Raw genomic sequence first — 18,472 nt, forward strand, 5'->3', positions numbered from 1 at the left:
CAGGAGCCGCCGAGATCATCCAGGCACGTCAGACGTGAGGACGACAGATTCCGCCGGACCGGTGAGCGGCAGGGCCAAAGCGTCCCGCAACTCCTCGGCCGCGAGCCGTTCACCTGCCTGTTCGGTCGAGTAGGCGAGCATGACGGCCTCATCGGCGGCAATCCGCGATTCGTCCAGGCAACCCGCCGCCGCGAGCACCCGGGCGTGTACACCGGCCGCCACCACACTGCTCCGGACATCCTCGGCCTGAGCTTCGCGGGCCCGCCGGACCCAGGTCAGTGCGGCGTCGGTGCGGCCTTCGGCGAGCAGAGCCGACGCGTACGCCGCCAGCGCCTGCCGCCGCGAGAACAGCAGCGACGGCGTACCCGTGTCACTCGCGATCGGCGCCAGCAGCCCCACCGCGGTGGCCGAATCCCCGGCCCGCAACCGCGCCTCGGCCAGCAACACCCGCGGCCCGACCTGGGCCGGAGCCAGCGGATTGTGCGGCTCGACCGCGGTCATCACCCGCCGCGCGTCGGCCTCGGCCGCCGCCACATCGCCCAGTTGCAGGTGGACGAAGCCGCGGATCGTCCCGGCCATGCCGAGCAGCAGCGGATGCCCGGTCCGGCCGGCGTAACCCAGCGCGTCGTCGAGCAGGTCCACGGCGTGGTCCCACTGACCCAGGCCACGGGCAATCGCTCCGCGCACGACCAGGGCCAGGCCACGTCCCCAGTCGTCGGAGACCGCACTGAACTCCTTGTACGCCTGCCGCGCCTCCTGATCGGCCTCGCCCAGGTCGCCCAGTTCGCTGGCCGCGTACGCCTCGACCGCGCGCAACGTGCCCACCGCCCAGCCCTCGCCGACCCGCTCGCCGAAGGGCAGGAAGATCTGGGCCAGCCGGCGCGCCTCGGTCAGCCGGCCGGAAAGCAGCCGGGCGAACGCCGTGGTGCCGCGCAGCCAGGATCGCCCGACCGGGTCGCCGAGCTCGGCGAACAGTCGCGCGGCCCGGCCCAGGACGGCGTCGGTGCCGGTGAAGTCGCCGCGCGTGGTCGTCACCCAGGCCAAGTTCTGCAGCGCCCAGGCCTGGCCGTGCCGGTCGCCGGCGGCCAGCGTCACCTGGTACGCGGCGGCGAACCGGCTGCTGGCCTGGCTGAGCCGCCCGCCCAGGAAGTCGGCCATGCCCAGCCGGCGCATCGCGTTCGCCCGCTCCGGGGCCAGCTCGGCCTCGGTCGCGACGTCCAGCGCCTGCTGCCAGGCCGCGGTGGCCCGGGCCATCTCGCCCAGCGCCTCGTGCGCCCGGCCGGCCACCAGCAGCGCCTCGGCCCGCGCGACCGGATCGTTGTCGGCCGCCCCGGCGATCTTCTCGCCGTACGCCAGCGCCTCGTCGGCCCGGCCCAGCCGCAGCAGCGCACGAGCCTGCACGAGCTGGTCGGGGACGGGCAGGTTGCCCTTGGCCAGGGCGGTGGCCCGCTCGCCGTACTCGATGGCCGCGCCCGGCTCCACGTTGGCCAGTGCCCGCCGGGCCAGCCGGCTGAGCGCGTTCAGTCCGAGCGGGCCGACCTGCCGGGCCGGCGCGTCGGCCCGCAACCGCACCTGGTCGGCCAGTTCCACCGCGCATTCGGCGTGTGTGGCGACGAAGGCGTCCCGCTCGTTCTCAGTCAGGCTGAGCCGGCCGGCCGGGTCGTACCCGAGCTCGGTGACCGACTCCGGTGCCGCCCAGCGGGCCAGGTAGGCGTGCTTGTCGGCCAGCTCGGCCTTGCCGATGCCGGCGTACGCACCCTCGCGCATCAGCGGCGTGCTGAACGCAAACCCGCCCCGCACCCGGTGCAGCATGCGGCGTTGCAGCAGCTCGTCGACGGCCCGTTCGAGCTCGACGGCGGCCACCGCGCCGGGCCGGGCGTCACTGGCCGCGCGGCGCTCGCGCAGCGCCTCGATCACCCCGGTCGGCACGGTGTCACCGAGCACGGCGGCGTCACGCAGCACCGAGCGAGGCTCGGCCGGGAGCGCGTCGATGCGGGCGGCGAGCACGGCGGCCAGGTCCCGGGACAGCAGCTGGCTGCCCAACGAGCCGGCCGCCAGCTGCCATTTGCCGGCCGCGTTGGCGCCGACCGCGGGGATCAGGGCACCCCGCTCGATCAGCAGCGTGACCAACTCGGCCAGGTAGAACGGGTTGCCCTGGGCGGTGGCGAGCAGCCGGTCGGAGTCGGCGGTGGGCAGCTTGCCGCCGTTCAGGTAGGACGTGAGCAACCGGGAGGCGTCGGCGCCCCGCAGCGGCGGCAGCGTGTGCACCTCGGCTTCGGAGAGGCGGGTCAGCGCGCCGGCCGTACGCACCAGCTCGGGCCGGCCCAGCAGCAGCACGACCACCGGCCCGTCGAGCCGGGAGAGCGTCATGCCCAGCGCGTCGACAGTGGTCGCGGTGGCGTCGTGCAGGTCATCGACGATCACCACCAGCGGCGCCTCGGTGGCCAGGGCGTTGAGCAGGTCGGCGACCGCGATCGAGATCGCCTCGGCGTCGGTGCGCTTGCCGCTGGGTTGCCAGTCGGCGGTCGCGTTGGGACCGACCGGGACGGTCGGCGCCTCGCCGTAGCCGAGCAGCCCGAGCAGCCGGTCGATGTCCACCGCGGCCGGCTCGCCGTCCCGGCCGAGCCGGGTGACCAGCTTCTTCAACCGCTCCTCGACCACCGGCCGGGTGATCGTGGCGGTCACGTCCTTGGGCAGGCCGGCCGACTTGCGGACCAGGTCGGCCAGCGGCGCGAACCGGCGGCGCTCGCCGAACGCGCGGCAGCGCACCCGCAGCACCCGGGCGCCGGTGTGCGCGGCGAAGCGGCCGTGGCTGCTCACGTCGTACCCGGCGGCCAGGCGTTTGATCTCGGTCGCGAACCGGGTCTTGCCGATCCCGGCCTCGGCCGTCATCACCATGATGCGCGGGGTGAGCGTGTCGATCGCCTCGGAGATCCGCCCGGACACCCGGCCCAGCTCGGTCTCGCGCCCGACGAACGGCGCCTCGTCGCCCACGCCGGAGCGCGTGCCGGGCGCGTCGTGCAGGCCGAGCAGCTCGAACGCGGGCACCGGTTCGCGTTTGCCCTTGAGCCGGAGCGGGCGCAGCTGCCGCCAGGAGGCCACGTGCCGGGTGGCCGCGGTGGTCCGCGCGCCGGCGTAGACCGCGCCGACCGCGGCGGCGTCGGCCAGCCGGGCGGCGGTGTTGACGGTGTCGCCGATCACGGTGTACTCGATCGACGCCTGGATGCCGGCCACCACCTCGCCGGTGTTCAGGCCGACGCGCAGGCCGAGGGGTGCGCCGCCGCCGCGTTCGTCGTCGAGCACCCGGCGTACGGCACGCTGCATGCTCAGGGCGGCCCGGACGGCCCGTTCGGCGTCGTCCTCGTGGGCCACCGGGGCACCGAAGACGGCCATGATCCCGTCGCCGGTGAGCTTGTCCACGTGGCCGCCGAAGGTCTTCACGGCGCCGGCCAGCGCGGCCAGCACCCGGTCGGTGACCGCGCCGACCCGCTCCGGGTCGAGGTCCTCGGACCAGGACGTGAAGTCGGAGAGGTCGCCGAAGAGCACGGTCACGATGCGCCGCTCGGCCGCGGGCAGGGTGGCCGCGGCGGGCAGGGCGGCCCCGCAGTTGTGGCAGAAGCGGGCACCGGGAACGGCGACGGTTCCACACACCGGACAGGTCACAGCGGGTCCAACTGTTGCGTACCCGGTTGTGATTCCCGCCTCAGATAATCCAGCTGGGCTCGGGTGGACATCTCCGCCGCAAAGCGTACTTTCGGGTCAATATCTGAATACACAGCGTCAACGATCGCCTCCGCAGTGTCGGCACCCTGCGCGATCGCCGCGCGCACCTGCGCCAACCGCTCGCGCCGATGCGCGAGATAGGCCCGTGCCACTCCGGCCGTGTCTTCCCCCACCGGCCCGTGCCCCGGCAGGAGCGCCAGCGGGTACGCCGTGAGCACGCCCAGACTGTCGAGGTACGCACCCAGATCGCCGTCCGGATAGGCGACGACAGTGGTTCCCCGGCCCAGGATCGTGTCCCCCGTGAAGACGGCGTCCTCGGTCACGAAGCACACCGAGTCGGCCGTGTGCCCCGGCGTGGCCAGCACCTCCAGTTCCAGCCCGGCCGCCGCCAGCCGGCCCGGGACCAGCGGCTCGGCGTTCAGGCAGTGCCGCGGATCGGCCGCACGCACCGGAGCGCCGCCGAGCAGCCGGGACAGCTTGGCGGCGCCCTCCACGTGATCGTGGTGGCCGTGCGTGATCAGAATCGTGCTCACCGGAGCGTGCTCGGCCAGCGCGGCGAGGTGACCGTCGTCCTGCGGCCCCGGGTCGATCACCACCGCGTCAGCGGCCCCCGGCGCACGCAACACCCAGGTGTTGGTGCCGTCCAGCGTCATCGGGCCCGGATTGGGCGCGCGCACCAGCGTCACCCAGCCGGGCAGACCCTCCTGAGCTGCACCACCCACGTCACGGATGGTACGTCGCTTCCTGCCACGAGGAAGGGACCGGATGTGCGATCCGGTCACTTTCGGTCAGGTCTCGTGCACAAACGCACATCACGCCGACGCTCCCGCGACCTCGGGCCACCGTGGCCCCGGGTCAGGCGACCTCGGCGATGACCTCCACCTCGACCGGGGCGCCCAACGGCAGCTCGGCCACGCCCACCGCACTGCGTGCGTGCCGCCCGAGCTCGCCCAGCACGTCGCCGAACAGCTCGGAAGCGCCGTTGATCACGGCCGGCTGACCGGTGAACCCGGGCGCCGAGGCGACGAACCCGGTGATCTTCACGATCTTTACCACCCGGCCCAGGCCGACCAGGGCGTCGATCGCCGCCAACGCGTTCAGCGCACAGGTGCGGGCCAGTACGGCCGCGTCCTCGGCCGAGACCTCGGCGCCGACCTTGCCGGTGGCGGCCAGCCGGCCCTCGACCATCGGCAGCTGCCCCGACACGTACACGTGGTTGCCGGACTGCACCGCCGGCACGTACGCGGCCAGCGGCGGCACCACCTGCGGCAGGGTCAGCCCGAGCTCGGACAACCGGGCGTAGATGGCCGCCCCGCCGTCACCGCTCACCGGCGTAGGCGCTGTCACGGCTGAGCCCCCTTCGTCTTGCCCTTCCGGCCCTCGCCTTCAGCGCCGTTTCCCGCTGCCGGCATCTGCCGCTCGGCGCAGGCGGTCACGACTTGGGCCGCTTCAAATACGCGACCAGTTGCTCCGGATTCGGGCCGGGCACCACCTGGACCAGCTCCCAGCCGTCCTCACCCCAGTTGTCCAGGATCTGCTTGGTGGCGTGCACCAGCAGAGGCACGGTCACGTACTCCCACTTCTGCATCGTCGATGTGCTCCTTCGATCGGGTACCGCGACAGCTTAGGGCTCACGCGTCTCCCTGTTTGGTTAGGCTGAGCGCGATGTCACAGAGGGCCGGGAGCAACCGATGACGACCGACACCAGTCATCCGGAACCGGAGCCGACACCGACGCCGGACCCGGATCCGCCCCAGCCGATCCCGCCGCCCGCGCCGGTGCCGGCTCCGGAGCCGCCGCACACGTCGGCCATGTCCTTCTACGGGTCGGACTTCATCGACGCGCAGCCGGACTTCATCGAGCCCTCGTTCCCCCCGCCCGGCGCGTTCCCCGACGAGCCCGGCGGCCCGCCCGGCACCCAACTGATGCCGGCGTTCCCGCCCGTCACACCGTCACCGCCCATCGCAGCGCCGCCGCCCGTCACACCGTCACCGCCCGCCGCAGCGCCGCCGCCGCCCGCGACAGTCGCAGCGCCCCCGGCCGTCACGCCGGCGCCACCGGCCATCGCGGCTCCGACCGAGCTGATCCCCGCGATTCGCGCCGACGAGACCGCCCCGCCCGCGACGCCCGTGGCCGCCACCTCGGACCCCACCTCGGTCACGGCCACGCCGGGCAGCGCCGATACCGCCCAGCTGCCCGCCGTCCGCACCGACGACGCGACCCAGCTCGCCCTCCGGGCCGACGACACCGCTCGGCTCCCGGCCGTACCCGCGTCCGAGCCGGCGCCCGGGTGGCATCAGCCGCCGCCCGCCGGCCCGTGGCACGCCCGGCACGAGAAGCCCGGCGAGTGGCGGCACGACCCGCCCGAGCACCTGGCCTTCGAGCATTCGCCGCCGGCCGAGGTGCAGATCCCGTCGCTGCTCGGTGCCGCCTCCGCGCCGGTGCCGCCGGCCCAGCCGTGGGAGGTTCCGCTCAAGATCGAGGCGGGCGAGAAGCGGCGGCGCAGCGGCCTGTGGATCTCGGTCGCGCTGACCACCACGCTGCTGCTCTGCGGTGGCGGCGCGGCCTCGGCCTACCTGCTGCTCCGGGACAGCGACGCGAGCGGCGCCCCCGACCCGGCCTCGGCGGTCAACGAGTTCCTGACCGCGATCTACACCCGGGGTGACGCCGACGCGGCCGGCGAGCTGGTCTGCCGCGAGGCCCGCGACAAAGACAAGATCACCGCCAAGGTGCAGCAGATCAAGGGATACGCGGCCGAGTACGACGCCCCGAGTTTTCGCTGGGACGACCCGGCCGTGGACGGCAAGACCGACGAGCGCGCCACCGTGTCGGTGCAGCTGACCATGTCGACCGAGGACGAGAAGACCGCCCAGCAGACATTGACCTTCACGACCGTACGAAAATCGGGTTGGCTGGTCTGCGAGGTCAAAGGCTGAAGCTGTGCCGCCCGGCTCGGCTTCGCTCCGCAACACGAAAACCTCGGGAGTCGACATGTGAAGCGGTGGCCGCAAACACCACGGCCGCCGTTTCACACGCCAACTCCGTACAGTCGAAGCCATGGGTGACCAACAGCGGACCTCGCGCTGGCCCGCACGCCTGCACGTGGTGACCGGCAAGGGCGGGACCGGCAAGACCAGCGTCGCCGCCGCGCTCGCGCTCGGCCTGGCCGAAGGCGGCCGTAAGACCCTGCTCGTCGAGGTCGAAGGGCGGCAGGGCATCGCGCAGCTCTTCGGCGTCGAGCCGCTGCCTTACAAAGAGTTGCGGATCGCGAGCGTGCCAGGCGGCGGCGAGGTGCGCGCGCTGGCCGTCGACGCCGAGGAGGCGCTGCTCGAGTACCTCGAGATGTTCTACCGGCTCGGCGCGGCCGGGCGGGCGCTGCGCAAGGTGGGCGCGATCGACTTCGCCACCACGATCGCCCCGGGCCTGCGCGACGTGCTGCTCACCGGCAAGGTCAAGGAGTCCACGACGCGGTCCCGGGACGGCCGCCGGGTGTACGACGCGGTGGTGCTCGACGCGCCGCCGACCGGGCGCATCGGCCGCTTCCTGAACGTGACGGCCGAGGTGGCGGGGCTGGCCCGGGTCGGGCCGATCAAGACACAGAGCGAGGGCGTGGCGTCGCTGCTGCGCTCGCCGATCACCTCGGTGCACGTGGTCACGCTGCTCGAGGAGATGCCGGTTCAGGAGACCCTGGACGCCATCGCCGAGCTGCGGGCCCTGGACATCTCGATCGGGCGGATCGTGCTGAACGGCGTACGCCCGCCTCTGCTCGCTGAGGCCAAAATCACCAAGGCCGAGCTGAAGCGGGGTCTGACCGCGGCCGGCCTGGCCGCCGACACCGCAACCGTGGCCGTGCTGCAGGAGGAGGCCAAGGCCCATCTGACCCGGCGCGGCCTGCAGGAGTCGCTGCGCGGCGAGCTCGAGGAGCTGGGCCTGCCCCTGGTCGAACTGCCGCTGCTCGATCGCGGGGTGGACCGGGCCGGGCTGGACGCGCTGGCCGAGGCGTTGATGGGTGTCTGAGGTACGGACTGGTTACGCTCGGGTAGTGACCGCTGAGCGCCTCGACCTCGACGCGATGCTGGCCGATCCCGTCACGAAGATCGTCGTGTGTTGCGGTTCCGGCGGCGTCGGGAAGACCACTACCGCCGCCGCGATCGGTGTCCGATCCGCCGAGGTGCACGGCCGCCGCACGGTGGTGCTGACCATCGACCCGGCCCGCCGGCTGGCCCAGTCGATGGGCCTGACCGAGCTGGACAACACGCCGCGGCAGGTCAAGGGCATCGACACCGAGGCCAGTGGCGGCGAGCTGCACGCCATGATGCTGGACATGAAGCGGACCTTCGACGAGGTGGTGCAGGAGCACACCACGCCGCAGCGGGCCGCCGAGATCTTCGCCAACCCCTTCTACCAGGCGATGAGCTCGACCTTCGCCGGTACGCAGGAGTACATGGCGATGGAGAAGCTGGGCCAGCTGCGGGCCACCGACGAGTGGGACCTGATCGTGGTCGACACCCCGCCGTCCCGTTCGGCCCTGGACTTCCTGGACGCACCGGCCCGGCTGTCGCGGTTTCTCGACGGGCGCATGCTGCGGCTGCTGCTGGCCCCGGCCCGGAGCGGCGGCCGGAGCATGTTCTCCCTGGTCACCGCCTCGTTCGGGCTGTTCTCGCGGGCGGTGCAAAAGATCCTGGGCGCGCAGCTGCTGACCGACCTGTCGGGTTTCGTGGCCGCGCTGGATTCGATGTTCGGCGGGTTCCGGCAGCGGGCCGACGAGACCTACCGCATCCTGCAAGATCCGCAGACGGCGTTCCTGCTGGTCGCGACCCCGGAGCGGGACGCGCTGCGGGAGGCCGCCTATTTCGCCGAGCGGCTGGTGGCCGAGCGGATGCCGCTGGCCGGCCTGGTGCTCAACCGGGTGCACCGCTCCGGCTTGCCGGAGCTGACGGCCGAGCGGGCCGAGCGGGCCGCCGCCGTCCTCGACGCGGCCGAGGGCAATGAGGTGACCGCGGACGCGCTCCGGATCCACGCCCAGTTGTTGCGGCAGACCGAACGGGAGGCCCGGGTGGCCGCGACGTTCACCGACGCGTTCCCGGGTGTGCCGGCCGCGGCGATCACCGCGCAGCCCGCCGACGTGCACGACGTCGACGGGTTGCGGACGATCGGCGCGGCGTTGGCTACCGCGACGCGGCCCTGAACCGCTCGTACGACCCGGATGGGCCTGCTCAGCGCGCTGAGGCCAAAACCTTGTCGGCGCTCTTCTCCTTGAGCGCGGCCTCGAACATCTTCCGCCAGCTCGCCACGTGCGGGTGCCGGCGCAACAGCGCGCGACGCTCCCGCTCGGTCATGCCGCCCCAGACCCCGAATTCGATCCGGTTGTCCAGCGCGTCGGCGAGGCACTCGTAGCGAACCGGGCAGCTGCGGCAGATCCTTTTCGCCACGTTCTGCTCGGCGCCCTGCACGAACAGCGCGTCCGGGTCACCGCTCTGACACGCCGCCATGCTGGGCCAGTCGCTGATCATTCCCATCTGTAAACGTCCCCCCTTGCCTTTACCCCCTGACGTCTGCGGCTCATGTCCCCCAAGCAGCGCAGACGTCGTGCGAAGCTCGCCGGACCATCATGCTCTGTAGTCAGGCGATTACGCAACGTTCACCCTCAAAATCGGCATAGCCGGGCACAGCCGGGCAACTCCGGGCAGTCGATTGCACCATCCGGGGGATCCACTTTCGGGAAAAAGGCGCGCTCAGAGGCATCAGCGTGCAGAATCATTCTCGGTGAACCGTGACCTTCTCACCGAGCGTTCGCGTGCACCCGTCAGGTAACTTGTGCCCGTGAGTTCCTGGATGCGCCGACGCGATCACAACATCTTCGCCAACGCGACCTCCCTGATCATCTGCGGGTTGCTCGCGGGGGTGGTGGTGGCCGCGGCCGCGTTCCCGGCGGTGGCCATGTCGGGCCTGGCCGCCAAGGCCGGCGGTGACACGTTCGCGCAGCTCCCCAGCACTCTCCGGTCGGCCTCCGCGCCCCAGGTGTCACGCGTCTACGCCAACGACGGCAAGACCCAGATCGCGGCGATGTACGACGAGTTCCGCAGCGACGTCCGGCTCAAAGACATCAGCCAGAACATGCAGGACGCGATCGTCGCGGCCGAGGACCACCAGTTCTTCAAGCACAAGGGCGTCGATGTCAAGGGCGTCGCCCGGGCCTTCGTCAACAACAACAGCGGCAAGTCCCAGCAGGGCGCCTCCACCCTGACCATGCAGATGGTCCGGATGTCGCAGGCGTACAGCGCGACCAGCCCGCAAGAGGTCGTCGACGCGACCAAAGACAGCCCCAAGCGCAAGATCACCGAGATGAAGTACGCCCTCGAGGTCGAGAAGCAGCTGTCCAAGGGCCAGATCCTCGAGCGCTACCTCAACACGGCACCGTTCGGTGGCGGCGCGTACGGCATCGCCGCGGCCAGCCAGGTCTACTTCGGCACCAAGGCCAGCAAGCTCACCGTCGCCCAGTCGGCGCTGCTGGCCGGCATGGTGAAGGCGCCGTCCGCCTTCGACCCGACCACCAAGACCGGTTACCCGCAGGCCAAGGACCGCCGCACCTGGGTGCTCGGCAACATGCGCGACATGGGCTTCATCACGCCCAAGGAATACACCGACGCCATCGCCACCAAGATCCCGACCAAGATCCAGCGGGTCGGCAACGGCTGCACCTCGGTCAAGACCAACAGCTGGGGCTTCTTCTGCGACTTCTTCTACCGCTGGTGGAACAGCCAGCCGGCCTTCGGCGTGAACGTCTACACCCGTGAGCGCCAGCTGAAGAGCGGCGGCTACCGGATCGTCACCTCGCTCGACCCGAAGGCACAGGACCAGGCGCGCAAGCGGGCGACCGAACGGCTCAAGGACACCAACCGCAACGCGGTGCTGCTGGCCGGCATCGAGCCCGGCACCGGCCGGGTCCGGTTCCTCGCCACCAACCGCAAGTTCAAACTGGACAACTCGGCCCACCCGGAAAACCGGATCTCCTCGGACCCGAAGAAGGCCCGGAAGAAAATCCGCGGCACCTACCCGAACACCACCAACCCGCTGTTCAGCGGCGGCGGCGACATCACCGGCTACCAGGCCGGCTCGGTGTTCAAGATGTTCACCATGGTCGCCGCCCTGGAAAAGGGCCTGCCGCTGGGCACCACGATCAACGCGGGCCCGCAGGCCAAGACCAACTACATCGTCCAGTACGGCAGCCCGGCCGCCTGCCCCGGCACCAACAAATACTGCCCCGAGAACGCGGGCGGGGCCGACGGCGGCCCGACCAACATGTGGACCGGCTTCGGCCTCTCCCGCAACACGTTCTTCGTGCCGCTGGAGGAACGGGTCGGCGCCGAGCGGGTGGTCGACGTGGCCAAACGATTCGGTGTGCAGTTCCGTGCCTCGAACGACGCCCGCCTGGCCAACAACAAAGACCTGGCCCACGGCTGGGGCGCGTTCACCCTGGGCGTCACCTCGTCGACGCCCCTCGAGATGGCCAACGCGTACGCCACCCTGGCCGGCGACGGCATGTTCTGCGAGCCGACCCCGGTGCAAGAGATCAAGACCCAGCACGGCGAGAAGATCGACGTCGGTAACCCGCACTGCACCCGGGCCACGTCCTCCGAGGTGGCCCGCTCGGCTCTGGACGCCGCCCGGTGCCCGGTGGGCGACCAGTCCTACCTCGGCCGCTGCCACGGCGCCACCGCCGGCGTCGTCCACGGCGCCGTCGGCCACCCGGTCTTCGGCAAGTCCGGCACCACCGACAAGGACAAAACGGCGGCGCTGATCGTCGGCACCGCGTCCATCGTGGTCGCCGGCTACGAGGTCAACCCCGACTGGGCCGACCACAACGACCGGATGGACCACGACGTCATCAACCCGGCCGTCTACAAGACGGTGGCCGACTACATGAAGGGCAAGCCGAAGAAGGGCTTCAAGAAACCGGGGAACCGCAAACTCACCGTCGGCGAACAACGTTCGGTCCCGAACGTCGAGTGCTCGTCGATCGGCGAGGCGAAATCGCGGCTCTCCGGCGCCGGCTTCGACCCGTACGTGATCGGTGGCCAGGTCGACTCGAAGTGCCCCGCCGGCCAGGCCGCGGGCACCAACCCCGACGGCCAGTCGATCAAGGGCGGCCCGGTCGGCATCGAGGTCAGCAACGGCAAGGGCGGCGGTGACAAGCCACCGCCCGGCACGAAACCGGGCGCACCCAACTTCCCCGGCTTCCCGAACTCACCCCGCCGCAACTGATCAACAGAACCCCCGAGGCTCCGGCCCCGGGGGTTCTGTCGTAATCGGCCCAGCTGCTTGCGTACCCCGGCCTTGTCCTCAGCCTTTTTCTCAGCTTTTCTCAGCCGAGCTGCTTGCGAACCTCGGCGGCGACCCGGCCACCCTCGGCCCGGCCCGCCACCGCGGCCTGCGCCGCCTTCATCGCCGGACCCATCTGCGCCTTGCCGGAAAAGCCGCCCGCGGCCAGCGCACCGGCCACGATCTCGGCGATCTCCTCAGCCGAGAGCTGCTGGGGCAGGTAGCGGTCGAGAACCTCACCCTCGGCGTTCTCCCGCGCCGCCTGATCGGCCCGGCCGGCCCCCGCGAACGCGGCCGACGCCTCGCGGCGCTTCTTGGCCTCCTTGGTCAGCACGGCGGTGACCTCGTCGTCGGTCAGCTCCCGGGCGGCGTCACCGGAAACCTCGGCGGTGCGTACGGCGGACAGCGCCATCCGCAGCGTCGAGGTGGTGAGCTCGTCCCGCCCCTTCATGGCGGTGCGCAGGTCGTCGTTCAGGCGGTCCTTGAGCGTTCCCATGAACGGAGAAACTACCCTTGCCCTCATGCGTAAGCGCACCGCAATATCGCTGGCCGCCGGCATCACCGCCCTCGGGGGCGCCACCTTCGCGTACGCGTCCCTGGTCGAGCGCAACATGTTCACGTTGCGCCGCTTCGACGTGCCCGTCCTCGAGCCGGATGCGGAACCGCTGCGCATCCTGCACCTGTCCGACCTGCACATGATGCCCGACCAGAGGCGCAAGCAGGCCTGGGTGGCCGCCCTGCGCGGCACTGACCCCGATCTGGTGGTGGTCACCGGCGACAACCTCTCGTCGCCGCATGGCGTCCCCGGCGTACTCAACGCCCTGACCCCGTTCTTCGACGTACCCGGCGCCTTCGTCTTCGGCAGCAACGACTACCGCGGCCCCGTCTGGAAGAACCCCCTGCTCTACCTGGTCCCCGACCGCGAATACGTCCAGGGCGTCGACCTCCCCTGGGAGGACCTGCGGGCGGCCTTCACCGACGCCGGCTGGACCAACCTGAACAACGCCCGCACCACAATCAAGGCCGGCGGCCGGTCAATCGAACTGGCCGGCGTCGACGACCCACACATCGAACGCGACGACTACCCGTCCGTCTCCGGCCCCGTCTCCCGCGGCGCCGACCTGCACATCGGCGTAACCCACACCCCCGCCAGCCGCGTCCTGTCCCCCATGGCCCAGGACGGCTTCAGCCTCCTCCTGGCCGGCCACACCCACGGCGGCCAGGTCCGCGTCCCCGGCTACGGCGCCCTGACCACCAACTGCGACCTCCCCCACAACCTGGCCCGAGGCCTGCACCGCTGGCCCGGCACCGACAGCTGGCTCCACGTCTCCGCCGGCCTCGGCACCCACCCCACCGCTCCCATCCGCTTCGCCTGCCTGCCCGAGGCCTCGATCCTGACCTTGATACCGCGCTGAGCTGGGGTTTCGTGCTGGGGGGTATACCGATTTCACGGGGGGCGGGGCGTCGGATAGTATTGCCCAGCACGTTGCGGGGTGTGGCGCAGCTTGGTAGCGCGCTTCGTTCGGGACGAAGAGGCCGTCGGTTCAAATCCGGCCACCCCGACGTGAGTTAGAGCAGCTCAGGGCCGGTCTCCTGGAAACAGGGACCGGCCCTGACTGCTTCTCCTGGCCGCTTGGGAGAAATTTTGGGAGAAGATCTTGCTGACGGGCTCCCTAGACAGCTCGCAACAGTGCATCGAGCGCACGGACCGGGGAGCCTGACGACATCGCCCTTCGGGCGCGGAGAGCCGTCTCCCACTGGGCTGTGAGGTCGTCCATCAACCGTTGCCGCATGGCTGCGGTGATGTGGGAGTACCGGGCCTGAACTGAGCCGTCCGCGTGGCCCATCCGGTCGTCTTGCAGCTTCTTGGGTACGCCCATCTCCTCCATCATCGTCTTGTGCGAGTGCCGTAGCCCGTGCGGCGTCAGACCGGTGGCGATTGAAGTCCAACAGGCGTCGGCACGGCTCACCGCTCCTCGGCCCCGGGCCGGGACCCCGGGAAACGTGCCTCCCAGGATCGGTACCGGCCGCGCCGGCTGGGGCGCGGCCCGTGGGTACCAACCGCTCGCTGCGGGGTGGAACAGCCACGTCGCGAATCCGGACCGTCGCCAATGCGGCGCAAGCTGTCCGGGCTTCGGTCCACCCCGCACGTAGCCGAGCTGTGCCACGGCATCAGCGACCTTCGCGCGGGTGCCCTCCGGCACCATTTCCGGCCGATTCAAGACGTTGGAGACCGTGCCGGTCGAGACCTCGGCGAGCCGGGCGACGTCCAGCAACTTCGGCCCCGGAGCGCTCGCCGCGCCGTTGGCCGGTCGATGCCCGCTGAACAGGTAAGTCCGGCCGTGACACGCGCAGGGCTTCGGTTTGGTGGCCACGATGTGAGCCGTAAGCAGGTCGCTCAGGAAGTCCGGGGCGTCGATCGTGCGGTACGAGTCATCCTTGGGCGGCACTCGGGTCAGTTCGCCCGAGTCGAGTTCGTATAGCTGCCATTCGACTCGGATGCTGTTGCGTCGGACGTACTCGGTTTCCAGGCCGACGAGTTCCCCGAACCGCATGCCGGTCGTACCCTTCGTCACCACCGCCACGAATTCGTCATCCCTGCCGGACAGCATCGCGGCCCGTTCGGCGATAAGCAGTACGCCGCGCATATCCGTGAACACCTTCTCCGGGCCGCGGTTTCGGCGCCGTCCCGCACGTCGTCCCCGGCCGCGCCGTTTCGTCGCTGGGTTTGACGACATCCGGCCTTCCGCCTCGGCGTCCGACAAGATTAGGTGAAGCGTGCTTCGCCACGTCTTGATGCTGGACGCGGCGTAGCCTGCGGCCCGTTCCTTCTTCTCCCACAGGTCGACCCCTTCGCTGACAAGTTCGACCAGGGGTGTTTCCTCGAATGCGGGCAACAGGTGGTTCTCGATGTGTCGCCGATAGTTCTGCATGGTCGAAGCGGCGAGGTCTTGCCGGGCGTACCAGGAACGGACGTACTCGCCGAAGGTGATTCGTAGGTCGGCCCGTGGGCGAGGTGCCTGCTTGGCGGCATTCGCCTCCGCCAGGTCAGCGGCCCTCTTCGCGTCGCGCTTCGTGTCGAACTTGATGACGTCTCCGACTTGGTCGGACACCGTTCCGTATTTTCCGGGAGCGGTCTTGAAACGCCCCCGCCAGTAGTTGCCGCGCTTCTCGGCGAATCCCATGCCTCGTGATCTCCTCAGTGGGGAGATGCCCCCGCCGCACGGCGGGGGCATCTCTGTCAGGCGGCGTCACTTTGGGTGGTGTCTTGCGCGCGCCGGGCACGCGCGGGAATCCGAGCTGTCAACTGGGCGGACGAATCAACGGGTGGCCGAGGCGATCGGTTCCGTCGGGCACGCCGCGCATCGACGGGAATGACCTCGGCGCCTTCGGCCGTCCGCTCGGAGAGACGAACGATCTCGCTGAGGTGATCAGGGGTGAAGCGGTATCCGCCCCCGATCCAGCAGAACGGGATTCGGCGCTTCCTTGCTTGCTCCTTCACCCACCACTCGGAGCACTTCAGAATCCGGGCCACGTCGCGCGGCAGATAGAAGACAATTTCGACGGCCGATTCGGCAGCCATGGGGGTGCCCTCCCGTTGAGTCGGCGTATGGATGAACCGATGTCTGTGTGTGGCTCTCAGCGGGCCGGTCTTGGTCAGCCGCGCCCTGTTCGCTGGATGGGGGACGTGGCGTGCCAGAAGTGCCACAACTGCCAGAACCTGTCTGGGTTGGGGGTTGTGGCGGTTGTGGCAGTTCTGGCACGCCGGTTACGCGGCCTTGCGCGCGGCGAGCGGGTGCACGGTCGCGGCCGGTTGGTGGACTTCGGGGTTGACCAGGTAGCTCGGTGACGGGGGTCGTCCCCCGGCCCGCTTCGGTGTGGGCGGGTCGAGCTGTCTGAGGTAGCCGTGGGCTTCCAGCACTGACAGGGGTGCGTCGAAGTCAGCGGCGGTCGGGATCTGCGTCGACTTGAGCGCCCGGAAGACTTCACGTTTGGTGAACGCGCGGGTGTTGGTGCGTTCGATCCACGCCAGGATGGTTCGGGCGTTGCGGGTCGCCTGGTCGGATCCCATGTCGTCGAACGCGCCCAGGGCGTGAGCGGCGTAGTACTCGCCGATCAGGGCGGCCCGCTCGATGGTGTCGACGCCGACCGGCTTGCCCCATCCGTCGTGCAGGTGCTCGGCGAGGTGGATCAGTCCTGCGATCCGCACGACGGCCCCGGTGTACTTGCTGCCCCAATCGACGACGTGTGACCACGCGCCGCCGGGGGCAAGCCGGGGTTCGACCTGCCGTTCGATGTCGAGAACGGCATCGTTGGCTTGCGGGGTGAGGACCAGCACGGCCGGATCGGTCCATTCGGCGAGCGTGAGGACCAGGGCGTGCAGGTGGGCGTGATACTCCGCTGCGACCTGGGTGGGGATCGGGTCGGCACCGATCTTGCGGCGGCCGACGGTGTTTTCCGGCAAGGCGAACAGGATTCGGGCCAGCAGCCCGAGTCCCCGGAAGCCGGGCATGCCCGCGATGTCGCGCAGAATCTCCGGCTGCACCGCGAGGCCCATGGTCAGGGCTGGTTTGTCGACGTGTCCGCCGTCGCGGGAGAGCCGGTCGACGCGCATCATGTCTCCGGCGTGGCCTTTGAGGAAGACCTCCAGGTTCGGGGTGCCGGAGTAGCGGCCCGCCATGGTGGCGAAGATCCCGCCTTCCGGTGACAGCACGGCGATCCGGCCGCCTTGGGCGGCGAGGATCTGTTGGGCGGTTTCGCTGGTCACGTCGTCGGCGACCAGTTGAGGTTTGACGGGGACGGTGATCGCTTCGGCGTTCATCGCGGCGGCTGTCGCTTCGGCGATGAGGGTGTCGCGTGCCGCTGGATCGGCGTTGGCGGCGGCGAGGGCGGCTTTCTCGGCCGCCTTTCCCGCGACTTTGGCGGATAGTTCGGCCTCGATGATCGCGGGTGCGGTCCGTTCGGCCAGGGCCTTTTCCGCGAGCAGGATTGGGCCGACCATCGCGGCGAATACTGCGCTCTTGCGGGAGCCGGGCGGGAGCACGACGACCGTGAACAGGTTGGTTGGCTCCCGCCAGGATCCGCGTACTTCTACCTCGGCCCGTCCGCCGGCCGCCGTGGACAGGCACGCGAGCGCGATGCTCCCGGCCGCGTCGATCGGGGTTTGGGTGAACTCGGCAACCGCGAACACCTGCTCGGCCACCCAGTCGGGCAGCAGTTCGGCGGGGAACACCGGCAGGTGCCGTCCACGGCCGAGCGGGACCAACGGTGACCAACCACCCGGCACCTCGGCGTCATCGAGCATGGCTCGCCCGGCGGCGACCAGGTCGGCCGCGTCGGCACCCGAGGTGGCGAGCTGGGCGAGCTGCGCGCCGACGTCGGCGACCTTCCGCCGTTTCGCCAGGTCGGCCACGATGCCCGCGTAATGGGCTGCGTTGCCGGTCGAGGGTGTCTGGGTGGTCAGGGTATGCAAGTAGGGCGCGCCGCCCACCTTGCCGAGTTGGCCGGTCTCGGCGAGGTGGGCAGTCACGGTGATCGGATCGGTGGGTGTCCCGGCCGCGTGCATCCCGCACATGGCTTCCCACAGCACACCGTGCGCGGGGCGTCCGAAGTCGCCCGGGGCGAGGGTGGCGGCGAGGTCGGCCATGAGGTTCGGGGCGAGCAGGGCGGCACCGATGACGGCCTGCTCGGCGGCCAGGTCGTGCCCGGCTTGAGTCACGATGGGGACTCCTCTCGGATCGGGGCAGGGGTCATCAGGCAGCGGGTCGGCCGATCGCCCGGTGCTGCTCGCGGTCGGTCAGGCTGGCGAGCCGGGGAGCGACCTCGTTGAGCAGTGCGCGCATGAGCTGCAACGCGGCGGCGAGCTGCCAGCGGGCCACTGTTTCGTTGCTGTGCAACGGGATCCGGGCGCGGATCTCGATGTACTCGACGTTTGCGGCGCGGACGCGGGTGAGCCAGGCCCGTCCGCCGATCTCGTCGGCGGTCAGGTCGGCCGACCGGTGCTCGGCCACGCCGCAGCGGTGGTCCCGGGCGCACCATGCGGTGTGCGGGGTCGCGGCGCGCTGGATGCGGGCCATCGTGCGGGCCTTCATCGGGTGCCCTTGTCGTGCAGCTCCCGGACGCTGTTGATGATCCGGCGGCCGACCCGCAGGCGGCGGCCGTCGCCTCCGCAGCGGCGGCACAGACCGAACGCGCGGCCGAACGGCGACCGGCGTTTGCCGGATCCCTTGCACTTGCGGCAGGCACCGAACGGCCAGATCCAACACCCGATGCTGTAACAGAAGGTGACGATCACGAGGATGAGGAACAGCAGGCCGGTCAGACCGGCGGACGGGGTTGCGGTCGCGGCGAGGGTGGCCACGGAAAGCCTCCAGGGGCAGGGTCTGGGGTGTGAGCTGGGGTGGGGGCGACCCGCGACCGGCGGATA

16 protein-coding genes and 1 tRNA gene are annotated in these 18,472 nt (G+C 70.6%); 6 read left to right on the forward strand and 11 right to left on the reverse strand.

All coding sequences use genetic code 11. The features are described from left to right. Window positions 1-15 precede the first annotated feature (15 nt). The 4 genes from ACGFIO_RS17510 to ACGFIO_RS17525 all read right to left on the reverse strand — a co-directional run bounded on the left by ACGFIO_RS17510 (window position 16) and on the right by ACGFIO_RS17525 (window position 5,311). On the reverse strand, window positions 16-3,663 hold the full coding sequence (locus ACGFIO_RS17510; RefSeq protein WP_392827279.1) for an adenylate/guanylate cyclase domain-containing protein: 3,648 nt from the start codon (window positions 3,661-3,663) through the stop codon (window positions 16-18). Next, entirely contained in the window at window positions 3,660-4,454 is a 795-nt protein-coding gene (locus ACGFIO_RS17515; protein ID WP_392827464.1) for an MBL fold metallo-hydrolase, read from the reverse strand. The genes ACGFIO_RS17510 and ACGFIO_RS17515 overlap by 4 nt, the downstream gene beginning before the upstream one ends. 124 nt (window positions 4,455-4,578) lie before the next feature. Next, on the reverse strand, window positions 4,579-5,070 hold the full coding sequence (locus tag ACGFIO_RS17520; protein WP_392827280.1) for a RidA family protein: 492 nt from the start codon (window positions 5,068-5,070) through the stop codon (window positions 4,579-4,581). An 85-nt stretch (window positions 5,071-5,155) separates the two neighbouring features. After that, the gene (locus tag ACGFIO_RS17525) at window positions 5,156-5,311 is read right to left on the reverse strand and encodes a DUF4177 domain-containing protein (protein ID WP_093619400.1); all 156 of its coding nucleotides are present in this window, start codon (window positions 5,309-5,311) and stop codon (window positions 5,156-5,158) included. 103 nt (window positions 5,312-5,414) lie between these two features. Between ACGFIO_RS17525 and ACGFIO_RS17530 the strand changes: the two genes are divergently transcribed. The 3 genes from ACGFIO_RS17530 to ACGFIO_RS17540 all read left to right on the forward strand — a co-directional run bounded on the left by ACGFIO_RS17530 (window position 5,415) and on the right by ACGFIO_RS17540 (window position 8,911). Next, complete coding sequence (locus tag ACGFIO_RS17530; protein ID WP_392827281.1) at window positions 5,415-6,659, forward strand: hypothetical protein; 1,245 nt, start codon at window positions 5,415-5,417, stop codon at window positions 6,657-6,659. 121 nt (window positions 6,660-6,780) lie between these two features. Continuing rightward, entirely contained in the window at window positions 6,781-7,740 is a 960-nt protein-coding gene (locus ACGFIO_RS17535) for an ArsA family ATPase (protein ID WP_392827282.1), read from the forward strand. A gap of 55 nt (window positions 7,741-7,795) precedes the next feature. Beyond that, entirely contained in the window at window positions 7,796-8,911 is a 1,116-nt protein-coding gene (locus ACGFIO_RS17540; RefSeq protein WP_392827465.1) for an ArsA family ATPase, read from the forward strand. Between the two features lie 28 nt (window positions 8,912-8,939). Here ACGFIO_RS17540 and ACGFIO_RS17545 read toward each other — a convergent pair whose 3' ends face one another. Further along, window positions 8,940-9,242, reverse strand: a complete 303-nt coding sequence (locus ACGFIO_RS17545; RefSeq protein ID WP_392827283.1) for a WhiB family transcriptional regulator — start codon at window positions 9,240-9,242, stop codon at window positions 8,940-8,942. 316 nt (window positions 9,243-9,558) lie between these two features. Between ACGFIO_RS17545 and ACGFIO_RS17550 the strand changes: the two genes are divergently transcribed. Next, on the forward strand, window positions 9,559-11,988 hold the full coding sequence (locus ACGFIO_RS17550; protein ID WP_392827466.1) for a transglycosylase domain-containing protein: 2,430 nt from the start codon (window positions 9,559-9,561) through the stop codon (window positions 11,986-11,988). A 100-nt stretch (window positions 11,989-12,088) separates the two neighbouring features. Here the strand turns inward: ACGFIO_RS17550 and ACGFIO_RS17555 are convergent, their stop codons facing one another. Continuing rightward, window positions 12,089-12,541 (reverse strand): GatB/YqeY domain-containing protein, encoded by a 453-nt coding sequence (locus ACGFIO_RS17555; RefSeq protein ID WP_392827284.1) that lies wholly within the window; start codon window positions 12,539-12,541, stop codon window positions 12,089-12,091. Window positions 12,542-12,566: 25 nt separating this feature from the next. Between ACGFIO_RS17555 and ACGFIO_RS17560 the strand changes: the two genes are divergently transcribed. Further along, complete coding sequence (locus tag ACGFIO_RS17560) at window positions 12,567-13,460, forward strand: metallophosphoesterase (RefSeq protein WP_392827285.1); 894 nt, start codon at window positions 12,567-12,569, stop codon at window positions 13,458-13,460. A gap of 74 nt (window positions 13,461-13,534) precedes the next feature. Continuing rightward, window positions 13,535-13,608, forward strand: a tRNA-Pro gene (locus ACGFIO_RS17565). A 110-nt stretch (window positions 13,609-13,718) separates the two neighbouring features. On the opposite strand, the gene ACGFIO_RS17570 is transcribed toward ACGFIO_RS17565, so the two are convergent. The 5 genes from ACGFIO_RS17570 to ACGFIO_RS17590 form a co-directional block, all read right to left on the reverse strand. Beyond that, a complete protein-coding gene (locus tag ACGFIO_RS17570; protein WP_392827286.1) occupies window positions 13,719-15,230 on the reverse strand; it encodes a LacI family DNA-binding transcriptional regulator in 1,512 nt (503 codons plus the stop codon). Between the two features lie 56 nt (window positions 15,231-15,286). Then, window positions 15,287-15,628: a helix-turn-helix domain-containing protein gene (locus ACGFIO_RS17575; protein ID WP_392827287.1), complete on the reverse strand. Its 342-nt coding sequence runs from the start codon at window positions 15,626-15,628 to the stop codon at window positions 15,287-15,289. A gap of 186 nt (window positions 15,629-15,814) precedes the next feature. After that, a complete protein-coding gene (locus ACGFIO_RS17580) occupies window positions 15,815-17,767 on the reverse strand; it encodes a DUF3987 domain-containing protein (protein WP_392827467.1) in 1,953 nt (650 codons plus the stop codon). Window positions 17,768-17,798: 31 nt separating this feature from the next. Beyond that, window positions 17,799-18,137 carry a hypothetical protein gene (locus tag ACGFIO_RS17585; RefSeq protein ID WP_392827288.1) on the reverse strand — a complete coding sequence of 113 codons (339 nt, stop codon included), beginning with the start codon at window positions 18,135-18,137 and terminating at the stop codon, window positions 17,799-17,801. Next, the gene (locus tag ACGFIO_RS17590; RefSeq protein WP_392827289.1) at window positions 18,134-18,406 is read right to left on the reverse strand and encodes a hypothetical protein; all 273 of its coding nucleotides are present in this window, start codon (window positions 18,404-18,406) and stop codon (window positions 18,134-18,136) included. Before ACGFIO_RS17590 ends, ACGFIO_RS17585 begins: the two co-directional genes overlap by 4 nt. Window positions 18,407-18,472: the final 66 nt, after the last annotated feature.

The sequence above is a fragment of the Actinoplanes sp. NPDC049265 genome (assembly GCF_043197135.1).
GTDB lineage: Bacteria > Actinomycetota > Actinomycetes > Mycobacteriales > Micromonosporaceae > Actinoplanes.